Genomic DNA, 25,013 nt, shown 5'->3' on the forward strand with positions numbered 1-25,013 from the left:
TACCGGCGTGGCGGCAGCGCGGCCGCCCGCGCTATACTGGGAGGCTGGAAACCATGCGAGAAGGGACCCGCAGATGGGACAGAAGGTTCAGGGCACCGAGGACCTCTTCGGCAGCTACATGCGCGCCTGGCAGAGGATGCAGGACGTGGCGCGCGACCTGTTTGGCTCCTACGGCTTCGACATGATCGAGACGCCGGCGATCGAGCAGGTGGACACCTTCGTCCACGGCATCGGCGAGTCCACGGACGTGGTGCGCAAGGAGATGTTCCGCGTGGTCTCGGGCGCGCTCTTTGGCGATTTGCTCGAGAAGGGCACGGAGGCGGGCCTCAAGCCTCGCCAGCGCATGGCCATGCGCCCCGAGGGCACGGCGGGCGTAGTGCGCGCCGCGGTGGAGAACAACTTCGTGCCGCAGGGCGCGGCCCCGGCAAAGCTCTGGTACGCCGAGGCGATGTTCCGCGGCGAGCGCCCGCAGAAGGGGCGCCTGCGCCAGTTCCACCAGGTGGGCGTCGAGTGGCTGGGCGCCGCCGACCCCGCGGCCGACGCCGAGTGCATCATCATGCTCATGACCTACTTCGAGCGCCTGGGCTTTGCGCGCGAGGGCCTGCGCCTGGTCATCAACTCGATGGGCGACGCCGCGTGCCGCCCCGCCTACCGCGACAAGGTCCGCGCCTTCATCCTCGACCACGCGGACGAGATGTGCGAGGACTGCCTCGAGCGTGCGCAGATCAACCCCCTGCGCGCCTTCGACTGCAAGAACGACCACTGCCGCGAGGTCATGCAGGGCGCGCCGCTCGCACCGGACAACCTCTGCGAGGAGTGCGCCGCCCACTACGCCGCGGTCAAGCGCTACCTCGACGCCGCGGGCGTGACCTACGTGGAGGACCCCACGCTCGTGCGCGGGCTCGACTACTACACCCGCACGGTCTTTGAGGTGGAGGCCGTGGGCTCGGGCGTGGGCGCCATCGGCGGCGGCGGTCGCTACGACGGTCTCGTGGAGCTCGAGGGCGGCAAGCCCACGCCGGGCCTTGGCTTTGCGGTGGGCTTCGAGCGCATCGCGCTCGCGCTGGCGGCCGCCGGCGTGGAGATGGGCGGCGAGGAGCCGAGCTGCGTCTACGTGGCGTCGACCGGCGGGGCCGACGAGCGCGCCGCGGCCTTCGACGCATGCCTGGCGCTGCGCGGGGCCGGGGTGCGCACCGAGGCTGACTACCAGGGCCGCTCGCTCAAGAGCCAGTTCAAGCAGGCCGACAAGCTGCGTGCGCGCGTCTGCGTGGTGCTCGGGGCCGACGAGGTCGCCGCGGGCGCTGCCACGCTGCGCGACATGGAGAGCCACGAGCAGGTCCAGGTCCCGATGGCGGAGCTCGTGGATGCCGTGAGGGCGCGCCTGGACTAAGGCGGACGTCCTTCTCGCCCGGTCTTCTCGCCTGCCGTCGGCACGGCCGGCCCGCTTTTGAGGGTATGTACACCGCCCCGCGTGACGCCTTCCGCATCGCCGCAGGTCAGAGCCTTGCCGAGAAGAACGTGCCGCCTCGGCAGTGTACATACCCTCAGAGCGGACATGGCCCACCGCGCCTGCCTTCCTCCCCGCATTGTGTGGTTGCTGTGGGCGTTTGCCCCTTCGGCCTCGGTGAGCCCTCCATCAGGCATTTTTTGCACGGCCTTCCTGAGCAGGTACGCTTGCCGCCCCAGAAAGCCGGTCGTCAGCCCGTCGAAAGCGTGCCGTCAGCCAGGCGTCAGGGCCCTGCAAGTCCGCCCCGCTACCATGGGGCGCATGATTACGATCTGCGACATATCGGCACTTGCGCGCTGGGCGGAGCTCGGCCTTGCCGAGCGCCTGGGCGAGCCCTGCGACCCTCCGGCAAACGGGGCGTGGTCGCTTCCCGCCGCCGCGTGCCTCCCCGACATCGACCTCGCAGGAGCTCGCATCGAGGCTACCGCGGATCGTCCCCTCCACATCCTCGTTGCCTCTCCGACGGGACGCATACGCTCGCGGCGGCTGCGCTGCCACGTGTGGTCGACCGAGCTCCCGGAGGGCTCGCTCTACCAGCTCACCGATGAGATTCTCATTGCGTCGCCGCGCTTTTGCCTGCAGCAGATGGCAGCCGGGTCCAGCCCCGCGCGAGGCGCCGCCGTCGGCATGGAGATCTGCGGCGGGTACGCGCGCTCCCCGCGCGCGAAGAGCGGGTTTCACAACAGGCCTCCGCTCGCAAAGCTGGACGATCTCGTTGCCCACTTCGCGGATAACCACGGCTACGGGGCGCGTCGCGCGAGGGAGGCGCTTGCGTACGTGATCGAGGGCTCGCGCTCGCCGATGGAGACCGTCGTGGTCCTTCTCTTCACGCTTCCCGTCGAGCTTGGCGGATGCGGGCTGCCAATGCCTAGCCTCAACTGCCGTATCGACATTCCCCCATCCCTGCAGATTGCGCTCGGTAAGCCCTATCTCACAGTTGACCTGTGCTGGCCGGAGTGGGGGATTATCCTCGAGTACGACAGCTACCTCTGGCACCGCACCAAGGCAAAGATCGATGAGGACAACACGCGCAACGAGGGGCCGCGCGACCTGGGGTGGATGGTGCGCTCCGTCGCTGCGGGCATGCTTGCGAACGACCTGATGCTCGACGAGCTGGTGCGCAAGGTCATGGCAAAGGCGGGGCGGCAGGTGCCCGACGGCGAGGAGTATCGGCTGCGGCAGCGCGCCCTGGTCCGCGAGCTTCTCGCCCTTTAGCGTCCGAGGCTTCGTGCTTGGAGGGTATGTACGCCCCGCCGCTTGGTGCGGGCTGTAAACCCGCAGGTCAGAGCGCTGCTGAGAAGAACGTACGGCTGCGGCAGTGTACATACCCTCAACGGCGGGACGTGCGCCATCCATCCTGCGAGCTCAAGTAAATCTGATACCATATACGCTATCATATGAGTTGAGGAGATGCCATCAGTAGAGACCATCCTCGCGCTCATGAGGACAAACCCTCGCGGCGTGAGCTTCAGAGATGCCCTCCGCGTTGCAACGCATTTCTTTGGTCCGCCGCGAATCCGGGGGTCTCACCACTTCTTCTCGATGCCGTGGCAGGGTGACCCGCTTGTAAACCTCCAGGAGAGCGGTAAGCTCGCCAAGGCATACCAGGTCCGACAGCTGCTGTCTGCGATCGAGCGATTGGAGCGTGAGCGCCATGCATGACCCGCGCGCATACACGTACCGCGTCTTCCGGTCCGAAGCCGACGGATGCTTCGTTGCGTCGACGCTGGAGTTTCCAAGCCTCTCATGCCTGGGTGACACGCAGGACGAGGCGCTCCATGGCATGGTCGACGTCGTGCGGGAGGCGCTGGAGATCCTTGAGGGGGAGGGGAGGGAGGCGCCGCTTCCCATGGGATCCCGTCGCTACTCCGGGCACCTCTCTCTACGCATTCCGCCGGAGGAGCATCGACGCGTCGCAATGGAGGCGGCGGAGGCAGGCGTCTCCATCAACCAGCTGGTCGCAGCGCGCATCTAGCCTGCGCCGATCGAGAGTCTTGAGGGTGTGTACACCGCCCCGTGAGGGTATGTACACCCCGCCGCTTGGCGATGACTGCAAAACCGCAGGTCAGGGCGTTGCCGAGAAGAACGTGCGGCCGGGGCGGTGTACATACCCTCAGGGTGGGGCGTACATACCCTCGAAGGGGGCGGCCGGCGGGCGAGAAGGGCCCCACCGTCACTGATAGCGCAGCGACTCCACCGGGTCCATCTTGGCCGCGCGGCGCGCCGGGTACCAGCCAAAGACAACGCCGATCCCCACGCAGATGCCCGTCGCCATGGCAACCGTCGCCGGCGAGATCACGGGCACGATGGCCTCGCCCGCGCCCATCATCGACCCCAGCGCCGAGCCCGCCACGCTCGCGAGCAGCCACGCGCCCCCGTAGCCCACGCCAATCCCGAGCGCCCCGCCCACGATGCAGATGGTGACGCTCTCCAGCAGGAACTGCCCCGTGATGTCGCCGCGCCGCGCGCCCAGCGCCTTGCGCAGGCCGATCTCGCGGATGCGCTCGGTCACGTTGGTGAGCATCATGTTCATGATGCCGATGCCGCCCACCAGAAGCGAGATCCCGGCCACAGCCAGCGCCAGCATCCGGAAGGTCGCCGTGGTGGCGTCGAGCTGGTCGATGAGCTCCTGCGCGGTCTGCACGTAGACGTAGCCCTCGTCGCTCGAGAAGCTCGTCTGGTCCGGCTCGGGGTAGGGGATGTTGTAGCGGGTGTAGAGGTAGCTCTCGGTCTCCGCGGCCACGGCGTACATGTCCGAGCCCTCGCGCGCAAAGCCGATGATCTGCCAGCTCCCGTAGCCGCCCTGGCCGATGAGGCGCGTCACGGCGGTCTCGGATGGCATGTAGGCGGTGTCGTTGTCGTAGGTGAAGCCCTCGTCGACCACGCCCACCACGGTGTACTGCGACGAGCCGATGCGCACGGTCTGCCCCACGCAGTCGGCGTCGGGCGAGCCAAAGAGGTTCTTGACCGAGCTGCCGCCCAGCACCACGACCATCGCGCCGTCCTCGCAGTCCTCGGCGTCGAAGAGGCTGCCGCGCGCGGCCTCGTAGCCCATGGCCTGGAAGTACTCCGGCCGACACGCGTTGATGTTGAGGTAGTCGACCGAGGCGGTGCTCGAGGACGCCTGCGCGCTCGTGTACGTGAAGCCGGTCACGAACTCGTAGCTCCCGGCAAGCGCCTGACCGATCTCCTCGATGTCGTCCTGGTCGAGCGACTGGTTGCCCGGCGGCCAGCACGTGATGTTGACGGTGCGGGACATGTTGAGGCCGAGCTGCCCCACGAGCTGCGCCTTCACGCCGTCGATCAGCGCGGTCATGGCGATGACGGCACCAATGCCGATGACGATGCCCAGCACCGTGAGCAGCGTCCGCGCGCGGTTGGCGAGAAGGGCGGTGGAGGTCTCGTAGGCGAGGTCGCGTGCTCTCATAGGGCGGGCACCCCCAAAAGCAGCGCGCGACGGGCTGACGCGCCGGCGACAGCGGGCGTGCCGGGAGCTGCGTGTCCGCCGCTTGCCGCGGGCGTGCCGGGAGCTGCGTGTCCGCCGCCGGCAGCGGGCGAGAAGGACGCGGTCACCTCGGCGTCAGTTGCGCCGGCGCCCCCGGCCGCGCCGTCCTTCTCGGCCGCCGCATCCCGGGCGGCGAGCCCCGCCAGGTAGCGACGCTCCTCCTCGTCCGAGAAGAGCTTGCCGTCGCGGATGTGTACGGTGCGGTCCGCCCAGGCGGCGACCTCTGAGTCGTGCGTGATGAGCACGATGGTCTTGCCGCGGGCCTGCATGCGGCGGAAGGTGCGCATGACCATCTCGCCCGTGGCGGTGTCGAGGTTGCCGGTGGGCTCGTCGGCGAAGATGATCGCCGGGTCGTTGACCAGGGCGCGCGCGATGGCCACGCGCTGCATCTGCCCGCCGGAGAGCTCGTTGGAGCGGTGGAGGTAGTGCTCCTCGGGCAGACCCACGGAGCGCAGGGCCCGCCAGGCGGCGAGCTCGCGGTCGCGCGGGGGCAGGTCGGAGTAGACGAGCGGCAGCATCACGTTGCGCAGCACCGTGGCGCGCGGCAGCAGGTTGAACGACTGGAAGACAAAGCCCAGGCGGCTCGCGCGCACATGGGCGAGGTCGTCCTCGGAGAGCTCGGTGACGTCGATGCCCTCGAGCAGGTAGGTGCCCGCGGTGGGGCGGTCCAGGCAGCCGAGGATGTTCATGAGCGTGGACTTGCCGGAGCCGGACGGACCCATGATGGCGAGAAACTCGCCGCGGTCCACGGTCAGCGAGACGCCGCGCAGCGCCGGGGTGTAGCCGGCCGCGGTCTCGTAGATGCGCCAGGCGCCGCGGATGTCGATGGCGGGCGTCATGGCTAGGCCACCGGCTCTGCCGCGACGGCGTCGGCGGTCGCGGCGTCCGTCTCGCCCTCGATCACGGCGAGGTCGTCGGCCACGGCGCCGCCCGAGACGGTGGCGTCGGCGTCGTCGGCCGCGAGCGCGCCGTCCTGCTCGCCCGCCGCGTCGCCGGCGTCGCTCGCCGCGTCGAGTCCGCCGCCCGCCGCGCCGCCCTCGCCGCCGGATACGTTGGTCACCGAGTACGGGTCCAGCACCACGAGGTCGCCGTCCGCGAGGTCGCCCTCGACGGCCGCGGTGGTGGAGCTCTGCGCGGTCACGGTGACGTCGCGCCGCTCGCAGGCCTGGGCCTCGGCGTCGGTCATGACGTAGACGTAGTAGCTCAGGCCGTCGTCGGTCGCCAGGGCCGAGACGGGCACGGTCATGGCGTCGGGCACGTGCTGGAGCAAGATCTCGACGCTTGCCGTCATGCCGGGCTTGAGCTCGAGCACGGGGTCGGGGATGAGCAGCTCGACGTCGTAGGTCACCACGCCGTAGTTGTAGCCGTAGGGGTCCGCGGCCGAGACGGTCGAGATGCGGGTCACCTGCGCGTCGAGCAGGGCGTCGGGCAGGGCCGAGAAGGTCACGCGCGCGCCCTGGCCCACGGCGATCCGCGAGATGTCGACCTCGTTGACCTGCACCTTCACCGTCATCTGAGAGAGGTCCGCGATCTGGATGAGCGTGCCGGAGGAGCTTCCGTCCCCGCCGCTGACCGCGCCGCCCGCGCCGAGGGCCGCGCCCTGCACGGCGTTCATCACCACGACCGAGCCCGAGGCAGGCGCCTTGACGGTGCGCTTGGCGGCCGTGGACACGGCCTGGTCGTAGGTCTGCTGCGCGCCCTCGAGCGTGAGCTTGGCGGAGTCGATCTGCGTGGCCGCCTGCTGGACGTCGGCCCAGGTGGCCGACGCCGGGACCTCCGTTGTGGTGCCGTCGCCGTTGTCCACGTAGGTGGGGCCCTTGCAGTACTCCTTGTACGTCTGGTTGTAGGCCTCCTGCGCGGAGGAGACGCCGGCCTTGGCGCTGCGCACGCCGATCTCGGCCTCGCGCACGGCGCGGTCGAGCTCGTCGTTGCGGACGGTGAGCAGGACGTCGCCCTCCTGGACCACGGAGCCCTCCGCCACGTTGACGGTCTCGATGATGCCGTCGACCTCGGGCGTCACCACCACCGAGGAGAGCGGCTGGGCAGAGCCCGTGGCCTGCACGGACTCCGAGAACTCGCCGCGAAAGACGGGCATGGTCTGGAGCTGGGGAGCCTCCGCGGCCTGGTTGGCCTGGCTTGTGAGCACGCCCCAGGCGATGGCGGCAATCAGCGCGACGCCGCCGACCACGCTCGCGGCGATGACCTTCTTGCGGCGGCGGGCCTTGCGATGGCGCATGAGCGACTCGTAGGCCAGGCGGGCCTCGACGTCCTCGTCGGTCTCGTCGGGGTTGGGCGCGGCGCCGGGCGCGGGCGCGGCGCCGGCGGGCGCGGCGCCGGGCGCGGAGATGACGCCGGTGGGCTCCGGGGTTGCCTGGGTCTTCTCGTCCTTCTCGGTCTTCTCGGCCATGATGCCTCCGGCTCTGGGTTGTCTGCACGTCCGAGCGTAGCCCATCGCGCGGGGCGGCGCTCCCGGCGTTGCGTCCCGACGGTCGTAAAACCGCAGGTGAGCGGCAGGGGCTTACGATACTGTCACGTTGCCGCCGGGCCGCTTCAGGCCGCCTTTTGAGGGTATGTACACCGTCCCCTCAGGGTATGTACACCGCCCCGTCCGGCGCCCTCCGTATCGCCGCAGGTCAGAGCCTTGCCGAGAAGAACGGGCCCTCCGGCGACTGTACACACCCTCAGGGCCGGGTGCACATACCCGCGCCGGGCGCCGCGCCCGCCTCGCCCGGCGCCCGCCGCGCAGCCTGCCGGGCGCCCGCCGCCCCGCCGGACTCCTCCTCAGCGCCGCTGCGCCCGCTGCGGAACGTGACGAGCGACCTTCTCGCTTGCCGTGTCTCCGCCGGGAACGGCGAGCGCGCGCTCGTATGACGTGAACGCGTCGAGCACATCGCGCGCAGCGAAGATGTTGCTCTTCCGGTTCTTCGCGCTCTGATGGAGGATGCCCACGTTGACCAGCGAGGAGATTGCGTTGCGCGCAGCCTCGCGGCTTCTCCCTATAAGTTGGGCGGCAGACTCCACGCTCACCACGGGCGTGCTCGGCAACGCATCGATGAGCAGATCCGCCGCGGAGTTGGCCCGCGGCCGCAGGGCATCTCTCCAGTTGCGTCGGATGTCATCGATGCGCTCCTCAAATGCGCGCGCACGCTCGCACGAGATGGTGCAGGCGTCAGAGAAGTACGTCACCCAGGAAACGATCGCCTCGTTTGATTCCGGGCTTCCCAACTCGGTTGTGGTCCGGTATGAGGCAAGGCGCTCGATGTAGCGCTCTCGGTCTGTAGCGAGTACGAGCGAAATGGGCGGGACGACGCGCGGTGCGACGCCTCTTCTTCGTAGGATAACGTGAACGAGCGCTCTGCCCGTGCGGCCGTTTCCGTCGGCAAACGGGTGGATGGTCTCCATCTGGGCGTGCGCGATCGCTGCCGCCGCGATTGCAGGAAGGTCCGTGTTGTTGCAAAAGTCCATAAGGTCTTCCATCAGCTCGGGCACGAGCTCGGGACGCGGTGGGACATACGCGGCCCCAAGGGGACTCACCCTGCTTCCGCCAATCCAGTTCTGCTCTCCTCGGAGCCTTCCCGCGTACGGGGCTGCGACCGTTCCCTCGAGAAGGCGGGCGTTGATAGCACAGAGCGCGTCGACCGTGAGAAGCGGAAGCTCGGCGGCGCGGTCGACTCCGTCCCGCATCGCGATGATGTTGCCCATGACGGCGGCCTCTGTCCCGTCGACGCGATGGGGAATGCCAAGCTCGTCGAGCGCCTCATACTCGAGCAAACGTCCTGCGGGCATCTCAAGCCCCTCGATACGGGAGGAGGCGAGCGCCTCGGCCCTAAGAATGAGGCGCGCGAGGGGCTCGGTGTCCGTGAGGGGCCCGGGGGACGAGTTCAGCTCGCGCATCGCCGACTCCGCGCAGGCGACGGCGCTGACGGCGTGAGACGGCAGCGAAAGCTCAAGGTGTGAGATGCAATCTGGCCGGTAAGGGTGATATGCTCCGCTGCGCGACTCGCGGCGCGTCATCCCCCAGGTGTCTGTGAGCCAGTACGCCGTTTCGTACGTCCCCATGCGCGTCCCCATAACCTTGGTTTGGTCGGTTCAAAAACCAAGGTTATTATAACAACCTTGGTTTGTGGTCGGGAGAGTGTGGCGCGCGGGGCCCGTCTTGCCCTCCCTTGAGGGTATGTGCACCGACCCCGTAGGGTATGTACACCGCCCCGCGTGACGCCTTCCGCATCGCCGCAGGTCAGGGCCTTGCCGAGAAGAACGGGCGGGCCGGCGACTGTACATACCCTCAGGGGCGCGTGTACATACCCTCGCCGTGCGGGATGCCGGGCGCCTGCCGCGCGCCCGTGGGCGCCTGCCGCGCGCAGCCCGCCGGACGGGGGCGGCGGTGTGGTAACGTGGCGGCAGAGAGGGGGCGGGACGTGGACGAGGGTCGCGCGATATACGAGGACGAGGTGCTTCTCGCCTGGGACAAGCCGGCGGGGATCCTCGTGCACGGGGACGGCTCGGGCGCGCGCACGCTCACGGACGTCGTCGCCGAGCACCTCGTCGACGCCGGTCGCGCGGACGTCCGGCCCCAGCCGGTGCAGCGCCTTGACGTGGAGACCACGGGCCTCGTGCTCTTCTCGCTCGATCGCGCCACGCAGCCGGCGCTCGACGCACAGGTGGCGGGCCATGACATGCGCAAGCAGTATCTCGCCGTGGTCTCGGGCCGCTTTCCCTGGGGCGAGAAGAACCTCCGCCAGCCCATCGGCCGAGACCGGCACGACGCCCGGCGCATGCGCGCGTGCCGCCCGGGCCAGGGCAAGCCGGCGGAGACGCGCGTGCGCAGGCTCGCCGAGAAGGACGGCCGCACGCTGCTGCTCGTGGAGCTGCGGACGGGGCGGAGGCATCAGATTCGCGTGCACCTGGCGTCGCTGGGCTTTCCCATCGTGGGCGACGCGCTCTATGGCGGAGCGCGCTCGAAGCGGGGCCTCTTGCTCCATGCGTGGCGCGAAGAGCTCGACCACCCCGTGACGGGGGAGCGGCTGCGGCTGGAGACCGCGTGGCCCGCGCGCCTGTGGCCGGAGCCGGTTGCGCTGCCGTAGCGCCCCGCGCTTCCCGCGCCCGCCGAGACATGCGCCCCGCATCCGTCCCACTGTGCGATACTAACGAGGAGGTGCGCCTTCTGAGGGGGGAGGCGCCGGCACGGACGTGACCGCAGCCAGGAGAGGGGCAGAGATGGCCGATACCATGCGTGGCGTGTACACCAACCTGACCGAGATTCGCCGCAACGTGTTCTCCAACGTGGCCAAGATCGCCTATGACATGAAGGAAGACGACGAGAAAACCACTCGTCGCAAGATCCGCGACCTGCCCTACGAGATCATCCCCGGCGACGTGGCCACCTACCGCGAGTCGGTCTTCCTGGAGCGCGCCATCGTCGAGCAGCGCATCCGCTTGGCCATGGGCCTGCCGCTGCAGGGCGTGGACAAGCGCGAGAGCCTCACCGACGGCCTCGCCGACGCCGCGGTGCCCGAGACCTACTACGAGCCGCCGCTGATCAACGTCATCAAGTTCGCCTGCAACGCGTGCGACGACAACGTCTATCGCGTGACCAACGCCTGCCAGAGCTGCCTGGCCCACCCCTGCCGCGAGATCTGCCCCAAGGGCGCCATCTCGTTCCGCCACAAGAAGGCCTACATCGACCAGGAGAAGTGCGTGCACTGCGGCATGTGCTTCAACGCCTGCCCCTACCACGCGATCCAGCACCACGTGCGCCCCTGCGCCGACGCCTGCGGCATGCACGCCATCGGCTCGGACGAGTACGGCCGCGCCCAGATCGACTATGAGAAGTGCGTCTCCTGCGGCCAGTGCCTGATCAACTGCCCCTTTGGCGCCATCGCCGACAAGAGCCAGATCTTCCAGGTCATCCAGGCCATCAACCGCGGTGACGAGGTGATCGCCGAGGTCGCGCCCGCATTCGTGGGCCAGTTCGGCGGCAAGGGCAACGTCGACAAGCTGCGCCAGGCGTTCTCGATGCTGGGCTTCTCCGGCATGGAGGAGGTCGCCATCGGCGCCGACCTCTGCACCGTCCAGGAGGCCGAGGACTTCCTCGAGGAGGTTCCCGAGAAGATCCCGTTCATGGGCACCTCGTGCTGCCCGGCGTGGTCGGTCATGGCCAAGACCGAGTTCCCCGAGCACGCCGAGTGCATCTCGATGGCCCTCACGCCCATGACGCTCACGGCGCGCATGCTGCGCCAGCAGCACCCCAACGCCAAGATCGTCTTCGTGGGGCCGTGCTCGGCCAAGAAGCTCGAGGCCATGCGCAAGTCCGTGCGCTCGGAGGTCGACTTTGTCCTCACCTTCGAGGAGATGGCGGGCATGATGAAGGGCGCCGGCATCGACGAGTACACCAAGCTCGAGGGCGAGGGCGCCTCCGACTTTGGCGTGGCCTCCGCCGACGGCCGCGGCTTCGCGGTGGCGGGCGGCGTCGCCAATGCGGTGGTCAACGTCATCAAGAACCTGCACCCGGAGCGCGAGGTCAACGTCGTAAACGCCGAGGGTCTCGAGAACTGCCGCAAGATGATGAAGGACGCCATCAAGGGCAAGTACCCGGGCTACCTGCTTGAGGGCATGGCGTGCCCGGGCGGCTGCGTGGCCGGCGCCGGCACGCTGCAGTCGATCAACAAGACCGCGGCGGCCGTCAAGCGCTACGCGAAGAAGTCCCCGCACAAGAACGCGGACGAGAACGAGTACCGCGACCTCATCCCCTCGCTCGAGCGCGAGGAGGACGGCAAGTAGGCCTCGGGGGACGGCCCCTCGAGTCACCTTTGACCCATCGGTGGGGCAGGCGCCTGCGGGAGCCTGTCCCACTTCCATCAGGCGAGCCCCATCACGCGAGAAGGGAACACATGCTCAACGTAGACCGCGCGATCCTGCACGTCTTTGACTTTGACTCCGGCTCCACGTACTTCTCGGAGCGTCCGCTCGACCTGGACGTGCGGTCCACGAAGTCCTTCGTCCAGCGCCACCTGCGCAAGATCTCGTCCAACGCGGAGAGCCGCCACGGCGAGTTTGCCCCGGACTCCGGCTTTGCCGTCGAGCTCCAGCGCTACCTGGCGGGGGAGCGCGAGTTCGTGGAGTTTAGCGTGGAGATCGCCCAGTGGTTCTGGGAGGAGCTGCGTCGCGCGGAGGACCTCGAGCAGTGCGACCTTCTCGTCGCGGACTTCACCGACACCGACGCCGCGTCCGGCGAGGACGTGGAGTTCGAGGGCGACGCCGGCAAGCGCTACTTTGCGATCGAGCTGCTGCCGCGCCGCCAGGCCTTTGTCCACGAGGTCGAGGGCGACGCCAACGCCATCTCGCGCGTGGACGCCACGCTGCCCAACCCCTCGCAGAAGGTGGCGAGCTACGTGCTGGTGGACGCGGCAACGGGCGCGATCGACTTCCACGACAAGGAGCGCAGCGTGGGCGGCACCTCGGTCATGGTGATCCCGGAGCGCTTCTTGCAGTGCACGAGCGAGGCCTCGAGCCACGAGGTGATCGACGAGGTCAGCGTCATCGTGCGCGACGTGGCGGAGGAGTTTGGCCTGGAGCCCGCGGTGGAAGTGGGCCGCGCCAAGGCGGTCGTGGCGCGCACGGCCGATGTCGAGGAGTCCTTCAGTCCCGCGGAGGTGGGCCGGGCCGTGTTTGCCGAGCGCCCGGACGTGGCCGAGCGCTTCGAGGCGCGCGTGGCCGAGGCGCGGCTGCCCGAGGAGGCGCCGGTGCGTCGCGGGGTGGCCAACCGCCTGACGAAGAGCCACAAGATCCGCACGGACACGGGGGTCGAGATCACCTTCCCCTCCGAGCTGGCGGACCGCCCGGGCTACCTGGACTTCTCGACCGATGCCGAGGGTCGGATCACCATCACGGTGGGCAATGTCGCGCGGATCGAGAACCGGTAGGGGGTGCCGCGCATCGCGCCGCGAGCGTCTCGCTCCGCGCCGGGGCCCGCGAAAAAACCCACCCCGCCCGCAATTTTGGCCCCATGTTCATATCGTGGCCGCGGGCGTTTGCCGCTAGAATGTTGTGACGCGTCTTCTGCACCCCATACGTACCCAAGGAGACCACATGCCACGAGACCATGCCTCCGCTCGCGACGCCGGCATCTCGCCGCGCTCCGTGACGCGCCGCGACGCCCTGAGGCTCCTCATAGGCGCGGGCGCCTGCTCCGCGCTCTTCCCCGCGCTCGCGAGCGCCGCCCCCTCCACCCAGGAGAGGCTCGACGCAGCCCAGATGAGCTACGAGCAGGCCCAGGCCGAGCTCGAGGCCCTGGGCGAGGAGGTCGCCGAGGCGGCCGGCCAGCTCTCCCAGACCCAGGCCCAGGTGGGCGACCTCACCCAGCAGGTCAACCAGAAGCAGTCCGAGATCGAGGACAAGCAGGACCAGATCGAGGACAAGCAGGACCAGATCGACCAGAAGCAGTCTGAGATCGAGGACAAGCAGGACCAGATCGAGCAGCGCCAGGAGCAGCTGGGCGAGCGGATGAGCTCATCGTACAAGGCCGGTCCCACCTCCACGCTCGACCTTTTGCTCTCCTCGGCCACCTTCGAGGAGCTCACCAGCAACATCTACTACCTCGACAAGGTCAGCGAGGCCGACCGTGAGATGATCGACACGGTCAAGACCCTCAAGGCCGAGCTCGAGCAGGACAAGGCCGAGCTCGAGCAGGACAAGGCCGAGCTCGAGCAGCAGAAGTCCGAGCTCGAGACCGAGAAGGCCGCGCTCGAGGACCAGAGGGCCGAGCTCGAGGAGCTCGAGGCCCAGCAGGCCGCCGAGCTCGAGGCCGTCCGCGCCAAGCAGGCCGAGTCCGAGCAGCTCGTCGCCAACCTCTCCGACGAGGTCAAGGAGCTCATGGCCCAGCGCGACGCCGAGCTCCTCGCCGCCCAGCAGGCCGCCGAGGAGGCACGCCGCGAGCAGGAGCAGAGCGGCGGCTCCGGGGGCGGCGGCAGCACCGTCATCACGGGCTCCGGCCCCGCGGCCGCCGTGGTCAACGCCACCTACTCCACGCCCTCGCCGGGCTCGGGCCTGTGCGCGGCGTGGGTCTCCAACGTCTTCCGCAACGCCGGCATCGGCTCGTTCTACGGCAACGCCGACGACATGTACTACAGCTGGTGCGGCTACTCCACGTCGCAGATCCAGCCGGGCATGATCATCGCCGTCAACACCGCGCCGTACAGCGCCGCCGCCGTCATCTACGGTCACGTGGGCATCTACGTGGGCAACGGCACGGTCCGCCACAACAGGAGCGGCGTGGTCCGAAGCGACTCGCTCTCCAGCTGGATCAGCATGTACAGCGTGACTGCCACGGTGCGCTGCGGCTGGCTCGGGGGCATCGCGCTCTCGTAGCGGCGGGGCGGCTCATTGCACTGACAGGACGGCGGTCGAGGTTCTTCTCGGCCGCCGTGCTTTTCTTGCCCGGACCGCGCCGTCCCGCCTCTCAACATTGGATTTAGGGCGCTCACCAGCACATTTGCGGGCAGACCCCTACCCTAAAATGAGCAGTTGCGACTTGGAAACAAAACGGAAATGTGAGGGACGCGATGGCTCGCGGCAGCAACGGGAGAAGGCCGAGCGCTAAAGACCAGCAGAGGGCGGCGAGGGGGCTGCTCGTCGTCGCGGGGCTGTTGTGCCTCGCGCTGGTGGGAGGCGTCGGGGCGCTCTATGCGCTGATCTCCTCCGCCGCGTCCGCGCCGGCGCTGACGCCCGCCGAGGACGGCGTCGTCGAGATCCTCCAGGACGAGGAGGCCCCCGAAGAGCCCGCCGAGCCCGAGAAGCCCGCGGACGACCGCGCCGCCGACCTGGCCCTCGACCCCGAGAAGAAGACTGACTGGGCCTTTGACGGCACGGGCGAGAAGACCGTCTACCTCACCTTTGACGACGGCCCCTCCGACAACACGCCGCGCGTGCTCGAGGTGCTGGGGCGCTACGGCATCAACGCCACCTTCTTCGTGACCGGCCACGAGCCCGACAAGGCCCACTACATCAAGGACGCCTACGAGGCGGGCAACTCCATCGGCCTGCACTCGATGACGCACAACTACGATGAGATCTATGTCTCCGAGGAGGCGTTCTTCTCGGACCTCGAGGCCGTGGGCAACATGGTCAAGGAGCAGATCGGCTTCGTGCCGTTCCTCACGCGCTTCCCGGGCGGGGCGTCCAACACGATCTCGGCCAACTACTGCCCGGGCATCATGACGGCGCTCGCCCAGGACGTGCCGGCGCGCGGCTACCAGTACTACGACTGGAACGTGAGCTCCGGCGATGCCTCGGGCACCAACGTGGCGGTGGACACCCTCGTGGCGGACTCGTGCGTGGAGGGCTACACCAACGTCATGCTGCTCTTCCACGACTCCAACACCAAGGACACCACGCCCGACGCGCTGCCGCAGATCATCGAGTACTACCTCGAGCGCGGCTACAAGTTCGAGCCCATCACGCGCGAGGCCTTCGTCTGCCACCACGGCGTCAACAACTAGCGCGTCCCCTCGTCCTTCTCGGCCGTCCCTGCGCCGCCGAGAGTATGTACACCGCCCCCTGAGGGTATGTACACCTCTCCGAGCCGCGGGTTCTTCTCGGCAGCTTATCTACCTGCGCGTTTGCAACCAACCCAAACCTGGCGGGTGTACATACCCTCAGGGGTCGGTGTACATACCCTCAGGGCACGCCTACAGGGCGGCTTCGAGCCTGCGTTCTTCTCGTCACTGTCTTGTCAGCTGTAAAGGTTGCTGTCATACTGTCGCTTTGCCAAAGAGGGGAGCGGACATGCTGACAGATGAGCTGCGCGCCGAGGTGGCGCGCCTCAAGACGGAGCGCGACGCCGTGGTCCTGGCCCACTACTACGTGCCGCCCGAGGTCCAGGAGCTGGCGGACCACGTGGGGGACTCGTTTGCCTTGGCTCGGCTGGCGACGACGCTGCCCAACCGCACGCTGGTCTTTGCCGGCGTGCGCTTCATGGCCGAGAGCGCCAAGCTCCTCTCGCCGGACAAGACGGTCCGCATGCCTGACCCCGCGGCCGACTGCCCGATGGCGCACATGGTGCTCCGCGAGACCGTCGCGGCAGCCCGCGAGCGCTACGGCGATGACCTGGCCGTCGCGTGCTACGTCAACTCCACGGCCGAGGTGAAGTCGTGGTCGGACGTCTGCGTGACCTCCTCCAACGCCGTCAAGATCGTCCGCGCGCTGGGCGAGAAGAACGTGCTCTTTGTGCCTGACCGCCACCTCGGACGCTTTGTGGCGAGCCAGGTGCCCGAGAAAAACGTCATCCTGAACGAGGGCTTCTGCCCCATCCACCAGGACATCTCCGCTGCCGAGGTCGCCGCGCTCAAGGCGGCCCATCCTGACGCCCCGGTCCTCGCGCACCCCGAGTGCGGGCCACAGGCGCTCGCGCTCGCGGACTTTGCGGGCTCCACCTCGCAGATCATCGACGCGGCCGTGGCCGGCGAGGCGCGCGACTACATCATCCTCACCGTCGACGGCGTCCGCGGCGAGCTGGAGCGCCGCTGCGCCGGCACCGGCAAGCGCTTCCACTTCCCGGCGACGCGCCCGGTCTGCCCGGACATGGCGCGCATTTCCGTGGAGCGCCTCGTCGCGTGCCTGCGCGAGGGCACCGGAGAGGTGGGCCTGCCGCCCGCCGAGGTCGCCGACGCCGCCCGCCGCGCACTCTCCCGCATGCTCGAGCTGGGGGCGCGCTGATGGCCCCCGACCTGCACGTTGGGGACTGTCCCCAATTTACAGAAAAGTTTGATGCAACGACGGAGTGCGACGTCGTGATCGTGGGCTGCGGCGTGGCGGGGCTCTACTGCGCGCTCAACCTGCCGCGGGCGCTCTCGGTGGTCCTTCTCTCCAAGGAGGCCGTTGGCAACTGCGATTCCATGCTCGCCCAGGGCGGCATCTGCGTCCTGCACGACGAGGACGACTACGAGGCGTTCTTCGAGGACACGCTGCGCGCGGGCCACTACGAGAACCGCCTGGAGAGCGTGGACCTCATGATCCGCACGAGCCGCCCGATCATCGACGACCTCATCAAGCGCGGCGTGCGCTTTGCCCGCCGCCCGGACGGCAGCCTCGACTACACGCGCGAGGGCGCCCACTCCCGGCCGCGCATCGTCTACCACGAGGACGTCACCGGCGAGGAGATCACCACGCACCTTCTGGCCTGCGTGCGCGCGCTGCCCAACGTGCGCATCCTCGAGAACACCTGCATGACCGACCTCATCGAGGACACGGACCGCGAGGGCCGGCGCGTCTGCCGCGGCGTGGTTGCGGTGGGCGAGAAGAACGAGCGCCTCGAGATCCGCGCCGACGCCACGGTTTTTGCCACCGGCGGCGTGGGCGGGCTCTACGAGCGCTCCACCAACTTCTCCTGCCTCACCGGTGACGGCTGCCGCGTGGCCGCCGAGCACGGGGTTCTTCTCGAGCACATGGACTACGTGCAGATTCACCCCACGACGCTCTGGACCGAGCGCCCCGGCCGTGCGTTTCTGATCTCCGAGTCCGCCCGCGGCGAGGGCGCGGTCCTGCTCAACGACGCTGGTGAGCGCTTCGTGGACGAGCTGCAGCCGCGCGACGTGGTCTCGGCGGCGATCCGCGCCGAGATGGAGCGAACGGGCGCCCGTCACGTGTGGCTCTCCTTTGCGCGCGTGCCGCGGGAGGAGATCGAGCGGCACTTCACGCACATCCTGGAGCACTGTCTCGAGGAGGGCTACGATATCCGTGAGGAGCCGATTCCGGTGGTGCCCGCCCAGCACTACTTCATGGGCGGGATCCACGTGAACTCGGACTCCGAGACCACGATGCCGCATCTGTTTGCCTGCGGGGAGACCTGCTGCAACGGGGTGCACGGGCGCAACCGGCTGGCGTCCAACAGCCTGCTGGAGTCGCTCGTCTTCGCGCGGCGGGCGGCCGACAAGATCATGCGCGACCGCTTTGCCGACGACACGGCGGCCCAGCTCGCCGCCGCCATGCGCGCGGGTTGACAATGACGTCAGGTTGTATTGTCAACCCGCGGCGGGTTGACAATATAACCTGACGTCATTGTCAACCTTGTCAACCAGAGAGGAGACACGATGACCGACCCGATGGTTCAGCTGCAGATGGACGAGCACATCCGCGCGGCGCTCAAGGAGGACATGCCCTTCGGTGACGTCTCCACCGCCGCCGTCATGCCCGACGCGCGTCCCGGCCGGGTGCACCTGATCGCCAAGGCGCGCGGCGTGATCGCGGGCCTCTCGGTCTTCTCGCGCGTCTTCGAGCTGCTGGACCCCGCGGCCCGCGTGATCGCGAGCGTGGTCGACGGCGAGCGCGTGGAGCCCGGCGAGCATCTCGCCACCGTCGAGGCCGACGTGCGCGCGCTGCTCGAGGGCGAGCGCACCGCCCTCAACTACCTGCAGCGCATGAGCGGCATCGCCACCTACACCGCGAGCGTCGCGGCGGGCCTCGCCGGCACGTCCACGCGTCTGGTGTGCACGCGCAAGACCACGCCGGGCATGCGCCTGTTCGAGCGCGAGGCCGTGCGCCTGGGCGGCGGCTCGATGCACCGCTTTGGCCTCTCCGACGGCGTGCTGCTCAAGGACAACCACATCGACGCCGCGGGCGGCGTGGCGCGTGCCATCGAGCGCGCCCGCGAGACGGCGCCCTTCGTCGACAAGGTCGAGGTCGAGTGCGAGACGCTCGACATGGTCCGCGAGGCCGTGGAGGCCGGGGCGGACATCATCATGCTCGACAACATGGACCACGACGCCATGGCGGCCGCCATTGCGCTGATCGACGGCCGCGCGCAGACCGAGGCCTCGGGCAACGTGGACGCCGCCAACGTCTCCGCCTACGCCGACCTGGGCGTGGACTTCGTCTCCTGCGGCGCCCTCACGCACTCCGCGCCGATCCTCGACCTCTCCCTCAAGCACCTGGAGGTGCTGGCGTGAGCGTAGGGTCCGGCGAGGCCCGGCGCGAGAGGATCCTCGCGGCGCTCGCCGGCGCCTCGGGGCCGCTTTCGGGCGGCGTCCTGGCCGAGAAGTGCGGCGTGAGCCGCCAGGTGGTCGTCCAGGACATGGCACTGCTGCGCGAGCGGGGTGAGAAGATCGCGTCGACCAACCGGGGCTACGTTCTTCTCGCCGGCGGGCCCGTGCGGCCGACGCGCCTGTTCAAGTGCCGGCACGCCGCCGACCAGACCGCAGACGAGCTCACGTGCATCGTCGACCTGGGCGGGTGCGTGGAGGACGTCTTCGTGAACCATCGCGTCTACGGGGTGGTCTCGTCCCGGCTGGGGATCTCGAGCCGTCGCGACGTGGAGCGCTTCATGTCCGAGCTCACCTCCGGGGTATCCGCGCCGCTGCTCGAGGTCACGAGCGGCTATCACTTCCACCACGTGAGCGCCGCGAGCGAGGAGGTCCTCGACGAGGTCGGGCGCGCGCTCGCCGAGCGCGGGTACCTCGCCGAGCTCACCGACTACGAGGCCGCGACCTTCGCGTAAGGCGTTCGGCGTCCCCGCGGTGCGCTTTTGGGTATACTCCCAACGTTATGAGAAGGGAGGCCCGCCGCATGGACGTAGAGAGCGTCATCAGCGACCTCGAGCCCTCGATTCCGCGCACGCCCGCCCAGGCGGTGCTTCGGATGGTTTCCATCTTGATGGGACTGCTCGGCGGCATCGTTCTTCTCGGCGGCGTGGCCGTGCTTGTGGGCAACGTCATGGGGCTCCTTCCCGGCGGCGACCTCTGGACCACGGTCACCTTTGGCGTGATGATCCTCGTGGCCGCGGGGCTTCTGCTGCTCACGGCGGCGCTCGGCATCGCGGCGTCCAACAACTCGGCGCGCGTGGAGCCCTACCGGTTCCTGTGCTACCTCGTGGGGCTGGCGGTGCTCGTGGCCATCGTGTGGGGCTGGGGCGTGGGTTCGTTCATCCTGTTCAACCCCATCGTGCTCGCCACCACGATCGTCTACGTGCTCATCTGCTCGCGCTTGGCCGACAAGGTCAAGGAGGAGCACGACGAGGGCGTGCGCGGGGAGACCTTCCTGCGCTCGCGCCACCAGCGCATGCTGCACCTGCTCTCAGAGATCATCATCCTCAAGGGCGTGGTCACCATCGTGGCCGTGCTCGTGCTCGGCGCCGCGCTCGTGGTCTACGGCGAAGGGGAGCGCGCCGTCATCTCGGGCGTGCCCATCACGGTGAGCGGCATGCTCTACGCGATTCTGGTCGTGGGAGGGCTGTCGTCCGGCGTCAACGCGCTCGCGGGCGCCCTCGGCATCCGCGGCTCCAACCGGCCGCAGAAGATCGTGCCGTTTTTGGTGGTGGCGGCGCTGTCGTGCGCCTTCGACCTCGTGCAGGTCGTGGGGATGTTCCTGGAGCGCGGTCTTCTCGGCGTCACCTTCGACGTGGTCTTTGATCTGCTGTTCATGGGCGTGTGCCTCTACCTGGCGGTGCGGATCATGCGCCAGCCCACGCCCGAGGAGCTTGCGGCAGCCGCGGGCGTCGCGCTCGTGTCCGGCCCGGACGAGTGATGTGCTCAAAGGGGACGTGTTTTTTCGTGCACATAACCTGTCCCAAAACGTCTGCACGAAATAACACGTCCCCTTTTGACATCCCTTTTGACAAAAAGGAAACGATATGACCAACGGAACCATGCTCCAGGGCTTCTCCTGGTACCTGCCCGCGGACGGCTCGCACTGGCGCCGCATCGCCGAACAGGCCGCCGACTTTGCCTACCAGGGCATCACCGCCGTGTGGCTCCCGCCCGCCTACAAGGCCGAGAAGGGCCGCGAGGACGTGGGCTACGGCGTCTACGACACCTACGACCTCGGCGAGTTCGACCAGAAGGGCACCGTGGGCACCAAGTACGGCACCCGCGCCGAGTACGAGGCCGCCATCGCCGCGCTGCGGGGAAGCGGCATCCAGGCCCTCGCGGACATCGTGCTCAACCAGCGCCTCGGCGCGGACGGCTGCGAGGACGTCGTCGCGCGCGAGGTCAACGCCTCCAACCGCGACCAGGTCACGGGCGCCCCGCAGACCATCTCTGCCTGGACGCACTTCACCTTCCCCGGCCGCAAGGGCGCCTACTCGGACTTCACCTGGGACTGGACATGCTTCCACGGCGTGGACTGGGACGACAAGGCCAAGCGCAAGGCCATCTTCCTGTTTGACGGCAAGCACTGGGACGGCGCCGTGGACCGCTCCGAGAACGCCAACTACGACTACCTCATGGGCGCCGATGTGGACGTCAACGACCCGCGCGTCTTTGACGAGCTCGTGCGCTGGGGGTGCTGGTACGTGGACGCGTGCAAGCTGGACGGCTTTCGCCTGGACGCGCTCAAGCACATCGATCGCGGCTTCTACCTGCGCTGGCTCGACGCCGTGCGCAAGCACGCCGGCCGCGAGCTCTTTTGCGTGGGCGAGTACTGGGGCCGCACCGTGGGCGAGCTCCAGGCCTACCTGGGCGCCGAGAAGGCCCTTTCGCTCTTTGACGTGCCCCTGCACTACAACCTCTACCGCGCGAGCTGTTCCAACGGCAACGAGGACCTCTCCAAGCTCTTCTCGGGCACGCTCGTGGAGGCCGATCCGGTGCACGCCGTGACCTTTGCCGAGAACCACGACACGCAGCCGGGCCAGGCGCTGCAGTCCTTTGTCCAGACTTGGTTCAAGCCCTCCGCCTACGCGCTCATCCTGCTGCGCGAGGCCGGCTACCCCTGCGTCTTCTATGGCGACCTCTACGGCATGCCCAACGACGGCAACATCCCCGCCGTCCGCGAGCTGCCGCTGCTGATGGAGATCCGCCGCCGCTTTGCCTACGGCCCGCAGCACGACTTCCTGGACGCGCCGGACGTGATCGGCTGGACGCGCGAGGGCGACGACGAGCACGAGGGCTCCGGCGTGGCCGTGGTCCTCACCGACCGCGACGGCGGCGAGAAGCGCATGTTCGTGGGCGAGCGGCATGCGGGCGAGCGCTGGTCGTGCGTCGTGGGCGAGCAGGACGACGTCGAGGTGGGCGCCGACGGCTGGGCCACCTTCCGTACGCTCGGCGGGCGCCTCGCGGTCTACCTGCCGGAGAAGACCGCCGACGCGCTGGAGAACGACCGTCAGCTGCACCGCATCGCCCGCGACATCGCGGAGGACACCGAGGAGATGCGCGCGTAGCGCGCCCGGCGCTTCTCGTTGAACCGTCCGGAACCCGCGCCCTCTCGAGGGACGTGCGGCATCCGGACGGTTTTGGTGCCCGGACTGACCGGACGCCGCATCTTTCTGAGAAACGTGCGGCTTCCGGACGCTCTGAGATTCAGAACCGTCCGGGAGCCGCACTATGTGATTTGGGGACTGTCCCCAACTTACAGGTCGAGCTCCATCAGGCGTGCGATGGCCACGATGTAGATCTTGAGCGCCTGGCGCAGGCTCTTCTCGGAGATGGCCTCGTCGGGGCCGTGCTCGGTGCCGGCCCAGGCGGGGCGCTCCTCGTCGGGGTCGTTGGGACCAAAGGCGCAGGCGCGCGCGAAGTGGCGTGCGTAGGTGCCGCCGCCGATGGTGAAGGCCTCCGCCCTCTTGCCGGTGTACTCGCCGTAGGTGGCGAGAAGCGCCTGGATCTCCGGGCTGTCAGGGCTCACGTAGAACGGCGCGTCGCCGGAGGTCTGCTCGTAGGAGCAGCCGTGCTCGGCGGCGAGCTCGGAGAGGCGCGCGGTGATGGCCTCGCCGGTCGTGGTGGTGGGGTAGCGCGAGTCCACGGTCTGGACGAAGCGGCCGTCGACGGTGCGGACGGTGCCGGCGACGCAGGTGAGCTCGCCGAACTTGTCGTCCGCGGCGGCGATGCCGGAGGCGCGGCCGTAGGCGTCCTCGGTGAGGGTGACGAGCAGCTCGAGGAAGCCGCGCTCTCCCTCGCCCGCGAGGCCCTGCGCCAGCAGGTAGCGCGCGAGCACGCCGATGGCGTTGACGGTGCCGGCGGGCATCGAGGCGTGGCCGCCGATGCCGGTGGCGATCACGCGCGCGAGGCCCTCTCCGGCCGGCTCCACCTCGACGCGCTCGGCCGCGGGCAGCGTCGCCGCGTCGGCGCGGACGACGGCCGTGGCCTGGCCGCAGATGGCGTTGGGCACGGTGCCGCCGTCGAGCTCAACGATCTTCTCGCCCGCGACCTGGCCGGAGGTGAAGCGGCCCTGGTAGAGGCCCTTCTCGCCGCAGATCAGCGGGAAGTCGGCGTCGGGGGAGAAGCAGAAGAGCGGCTCGGGGTAGCGCTCGAGGTAGTACGGCACGTCGCCCATGCCGGTCTCCTCGTTGTTGCCGATGATGCAGCGCAGCGTGTAGGGGAGGGTCTCCCCGGCGGCGACGCGGCGCGCGAAGAAGTTGGCCGCGTAGAGCGAGAGCACGAAGGGGCCCTTGTCGTCCTGGACGCCGCGGCCGACGAGCCAGCCGTCCTTGCGCGTGACCTCGAGGGTGGGCATGGTCCAGCCCAGGCCCAGCGGCACGATGTCGGTGTGGGCGATGGTAGCGAGGTAGCGCTGCGCTCCGGAGGCGCCGGGGACGTCGGCAAAGCCGAGGTAGCCGTCGACGTCGGTGACCTCGAGGCCCAGGCGCTCGGCCATCTGCTCGGCCTCGACGAGGGCGGCGTTGGAGGCGGGGCCCCAGGGCTTGCCGGGCTCTGCCGCGGAGAGGTCCTCCACGGACTCGTGGCGCACCAGGCGCGCGATGTCGGCGACGACGTCCTCCCAGACCTCGTCGACGTAGGCGTCCACCTGCTGCTTGAACTGCTCGTCTACCATGTGCCCTCCCTGGGTCGGGCGCCGCTGGCGCCGGGTTTTCTCGCCGTCCATCTTAGCGCGCCGGCGCCCTTCGTGCGGGATTCGATCCGTCTTGGCGGACGGCGTTAAAAATAACGGGCACGGAGCCCGGGCGCAAAAAGCGTCAACTGCGGAAACGTGATGGGACGGGCGTCCCGGCGCCCATTCGTGCCCGTTATTTTTTAGCGCCTCCGGGAAGGCCCGGCGTGGAGGGCGAGAAGGACGCGCGGCCCGGCGCCGGGGCCGTCGCAGAAAAGGCGCCGCCCCGCGTGGGGACGGCGCCGGGATCGACGCGATGTCGCGACCTGCGCCTACGCGCTTGCGGCCGCAAGCGCGCGGCGGCCGAGCTCCACGCAGCCCAGCACGCCCTGGTTGTCGCTCAGGCTCGGGGCCGCGATGTAGGAGTCGATGTCCTCGAGCTCCGGCGCGGTGATGTAGCCGCCGAGGTAGCGGAGGGTCTTCTCGCGCACGAGCGGGTAGAGCTGCTCCTGGTGCATGACGCCGCCTCCGAGGATGATGCGGCGCGGCGAGTAGCAGAGCACCAGGTTGTAGCACATCTGCGCGAGGTAGCTCGCCTCGAGCTCCCAGACCTCGGGCCGGTCGGCCAGCTCGAAGCCCTTGGCGCCCCAGCGCCGCTCGATCGAGGGGCCGGCGGCCAGACCCTCGAGACAGGAGTCGTGGCTCGGGCAGACGCAGGGGCCCTCGTCGCCGGGCACGCGATTGAGCAGCATGTGGCCCGCCTCGGGGTGGAGCATGCCGTGGAGCAGCTGCCCGCCGCACATGACGCCGGCGCCCACGCCGGTGCCGATGGTCACGTAGACCAGGTCCGCGATGCCGCGCGAGTCGCCGAACGTGGCCTCGCCGAGGCACGCCACGTTGACGTCGGTGTCGTAGCCCACGGGCACGTCGAGCGCGTCGACGAAGGCGGCGCGCAGGGCGTAGCCGCGCCAGGGGAGCTTGGGAGTCTCGAGGATGGTGCCAAAGTCGGGGCTTTTGGGGTCCACGCAGGTGGGGCCAAAGGCGCCGATGCCCAGGGCGTCCACGTTGCGCTCGGCGAACCAGCTCGTGAGGGAGGGGATGGACTCCTCCGGCGTGGTGGTGGGGAAGGACTCCCGCTCGAGAATCTCGCCCTGCTCGGTGGCGACGGCGCAGACCATCTTGGTGCCGCCCGCCTCAAGTGCTCCGATGCGCATGCTCTCTCCTATCTCCGGATGTCGATGCAGACAATATACT

At 68.9% G+C, this 25,013-nt stretch carries 20 protein-coding genes; 14 read left to right on the forward strand and 6 right to left on the reverse strand.

Going from position 1 to position 25,013, the window contains the following annotated elements; all coding sequences use genetic code 11:
* Positions 1-73 precede the first annotated feature (73 nt).
* The 3 genes from hisS to NW198_RS00740 all read left to right on the forward strand — a co-directional run bounded on the left by hisS (position 74) and on the right by NW198_RS00740 (position 3,482).
* Positions 74-1,390: a histidine--tRNA ligase gene (gene hisS / locus NW198_RS00730; RefSeq protein WP_258339619.1), complete on the forward strand. Its 1,317-nt coding sequence runs from the start codon at positions 74-76 to the stop codon at positions 1,388-1,390.
* Between the two features lie 378 nt (positions 1,391-1,768).
* On the forward strand, positions 1,769-2,722 hold the full coding sequence (locus NW198_RS00735) for a hypothetical protein (RefSeq protein WP_258339620.1): 954 nt from the start codon (positions 1,769-1,771) through the stop codon (positions 2,720-2,722).
* A gap of 439 nt (positions 2,723-3,161) precedes the next feature.
* Complete coding sequence (locus NW198_RS00740; protein ID WP_258339832.1) at positions 3,162-3,482, forward strand: type II toxin-antitoxin system HicB family antitoxin; 321 nt, start codon at positions 3,162-3,164, stop codon at positions 3,480-3,482.
* A gap of 198 nt (positions 3,483-3,680) precedes the next feature.
* Here NW198_RS00740 and NW198_RS00745 read toward each other — a convergent pair whose 3' ends face one another.
* From NW198_RS00745 to NW198_RS00760, 4 genes are all read right to left on the reverse strand, one after another.
* Positions 3,681-4,934, reverse strand: a complete 1,254-nt coding sequence (locus NW198_RS00745) for an ABC transporter permease (RefSeq protein ID WP_258339621.1) — start codon at positions 4,932-4,934, stop codon at positions 3,681-3,683.
* A complete protein-coding gene (locus NW198_RS00750; RefSeq protein ID WP_143786105.1) occupies positions 4,931-5,851 on the reverse strand; it encodes an ABC transporter ATP-binding protein in 921 nt (306 codons plus the stop codon). Before NW198_RS00750 ends, NW198_RS00745 begins: the two co-directional genes overlap by 4 nt.
* Before the next feature lie 2 nt (positions 5,852-5,853).
* Positions 5,854-7,419, reverse strand: a complete 1,566-nt coding sequence (locus tag NW198_RS00755) for an efflux RND transporter periplasmic adaptor subunit (protein WP_258339622.1) — start codon at positions 7,417-7,419, stop codon at positions 5,854-5,856.
* 374 nt (positions 7,420-7,793) lie between these two features.
* Positions 7,794-9,083 (reverse strand): Fic family protein, encoded by a 1,290-nt coding sequence (locus NW198_RS00760; protein ID WP_309147695.1) that lies wholly within the window; start codon positions 9,081-9,083, stop codon positions 7,794-7,796.
* A 347-nt stretch (positions 9,084-9,430) separates the two neighbouring features.
* Between NW198_RS00760 and NW198_RS00765 the strand changes: the two genes are divergently transcribed.
* From NW198_RS00765 to NW198_RS00815, 11 genes are all read left to right on the forward strand, one after another.
* On the forward strand, positions 9,431-10,096 hold the full coding sequence (locus NW198_RS00765) for an RluA family pseudouridine synthase (protein WP_258339623.1): 666 nt from the start codon (positions 9,431-9,433) through the stop codon (positions 10,094-10,096).
* 133 nt (positions 10,097-10,229) lie between these two features.
* A complete protein-coding gene (locus NW198_RS00770; RefSeq protein WP_258339624.1) occupies positions 10,230-11,792 on the forward strand; it encodes a 4Fe-4S dicluster domain-containing protein in 1,563 nt (520 codons plus the stop codon).
* 110 nt (positions 11,793-11,902) lie between these two features.
* Positions 11,903-12,934, forward strand: a complete 1,032-nt coding sequence (locus NW198_RS00775) for a nucleoid-associated protein (protein ID WP_258339625.1) — start codon at positions 11,903-11,905, stop codon at positions 12,932-12,934.
* Between the two features lie 166 nt (positions 12,935-13,100).
* A complete protein-coding gene (locus NW198_RS00780; protein ID WP_258339626.1) occupies positions 13,101-14,378 on the forward strand; it encodes a CHAP domain-containing protein in 1,278 nt (425 codons plus the stop codon).
* A 194-nt stretch (positions 14,379-14,572) separates the two neighbouring features.
* A complete protein-coding gene (locus tag NW198_RS00785; RefSeq protein WP_258339627.1) occupies positions 14,573-15,508 on the forward strand; it encodes a polysaccharide deacetylase family protein in 936 nt (311 codons plus the stop codon).
* A gap of 286 nt (positions 15,509-15,794) precedes the next feature.
* Positions 15,795-16,724 carry a quinolinate synthase NadA gene (gene nadA / locus NW198_RS00790; protein ID WP_258339628.1) on the forward strand — a complete coding sequence of 310 codons (930 nt, stop codon included), beginning with the start codon at positions 15,795-15,797 and terminating at the stop codon, positions 16,722-16,724.
* A complete protein-coding gene (locus NW198_RS00795; RefSeq protein ID WP_258339629.1) occupies positions 16,724-18,007 on the forward strand; it encodes an L-aspartate oxidase in 1,284 nt (427 codons plus the stop codon). The genes nadA and NW198_RS00795 overlap by 1 nt, the downstream gene beginning before the upstream one ends.
* Positions 18,008-18,097: 90 nt before the next feature.
* Entirely contained in the window at positions 18,098-18,952 is an 855-nt protein-coding gene (gene nadC, locus NW198_RS00800) for a carboxylating nicotinate-nucleotide diphosphorylase (RefSeq protein ID WP_087313536.1), read from the forward strand.
* On the forward strand, positions 18,949-19,500 hold the full coding sequence (locus NW198_RS00805; protein ID WP_258339630.1) for a transcription repressor NadR: 552 nt from the start codon (positions 18,949-18,951) through the stop codon (positions 19,498-19,500). Before nadC ends, NW198_RS00805 begins: the two co-directional genes overlap by 4 nt.
* Before the next feature lie 68 nt (positions 19,501-19,568).
* A complete protein-coding gene (locus tag NW198_RS00810) occupies positions 19,569-20,525 on the forward strand; it encodes a hypothetical protein (RefSeq protein WP_258339631.1) in 957 nt (318 codons plus the stop codon).
* A gap of 106 nt (positions 20,526-20,631) precedes the next feature.
* On the forward strand, positions 20,632-22,155 hold the full coding sequence (locus NW198_RS00815; RefSeq protein ID WP_258339632.1) for an alpha-amylase: 1,524 nt from the start codon (positions 20,632-20,634) through the stop codon (positions 22,153-22,155).
* 188 nt (positions 22,156-22,343) lie between these two features.
* On the opposite strand, the gene NW198_RS00820 is transcribed toward NW198_RS00815, so the two are convergent.
* Positions 22,344-23,762 carry a Sapep family Mn(2+)-dependent dipeptidase gene (locus NW198_RS00820; RefSeq protein ID WP_258339633.1) on the reverse strand — a complete coding sequence of 473 codons (1,419 nt, stop codon included), beginning with the start codon at positions 23,760-23,762 and terminating at the stop codon, positions 22,344-22,346.
* Positions 23,763-24,091: 329 nt separating this feature from the next.
* Positions 24,092-24,973 carry an ROK family protein gene (locus NW198_RS00825; protein ID WP_258339634.1) on the reverse strand — a complete coding sequence of 294 codons (882 nt, stop codon included), beginning with the start codon at positions 24,971-24,973 and terminating at the stop codon, positions 24,092-24,094.
* Between the last annotated feature and the right edge of the window lie 40 nt (positions 24,974-25,013).

It is taken from the genome of Thermophilibacter sp. ET337 (assembly GCF_024733715.1).
GTDB lineage: Bacteria > Actinomycetota > Coriobacteriia > Coriobacteriales > Atopobiaceae > Thermophilibacter.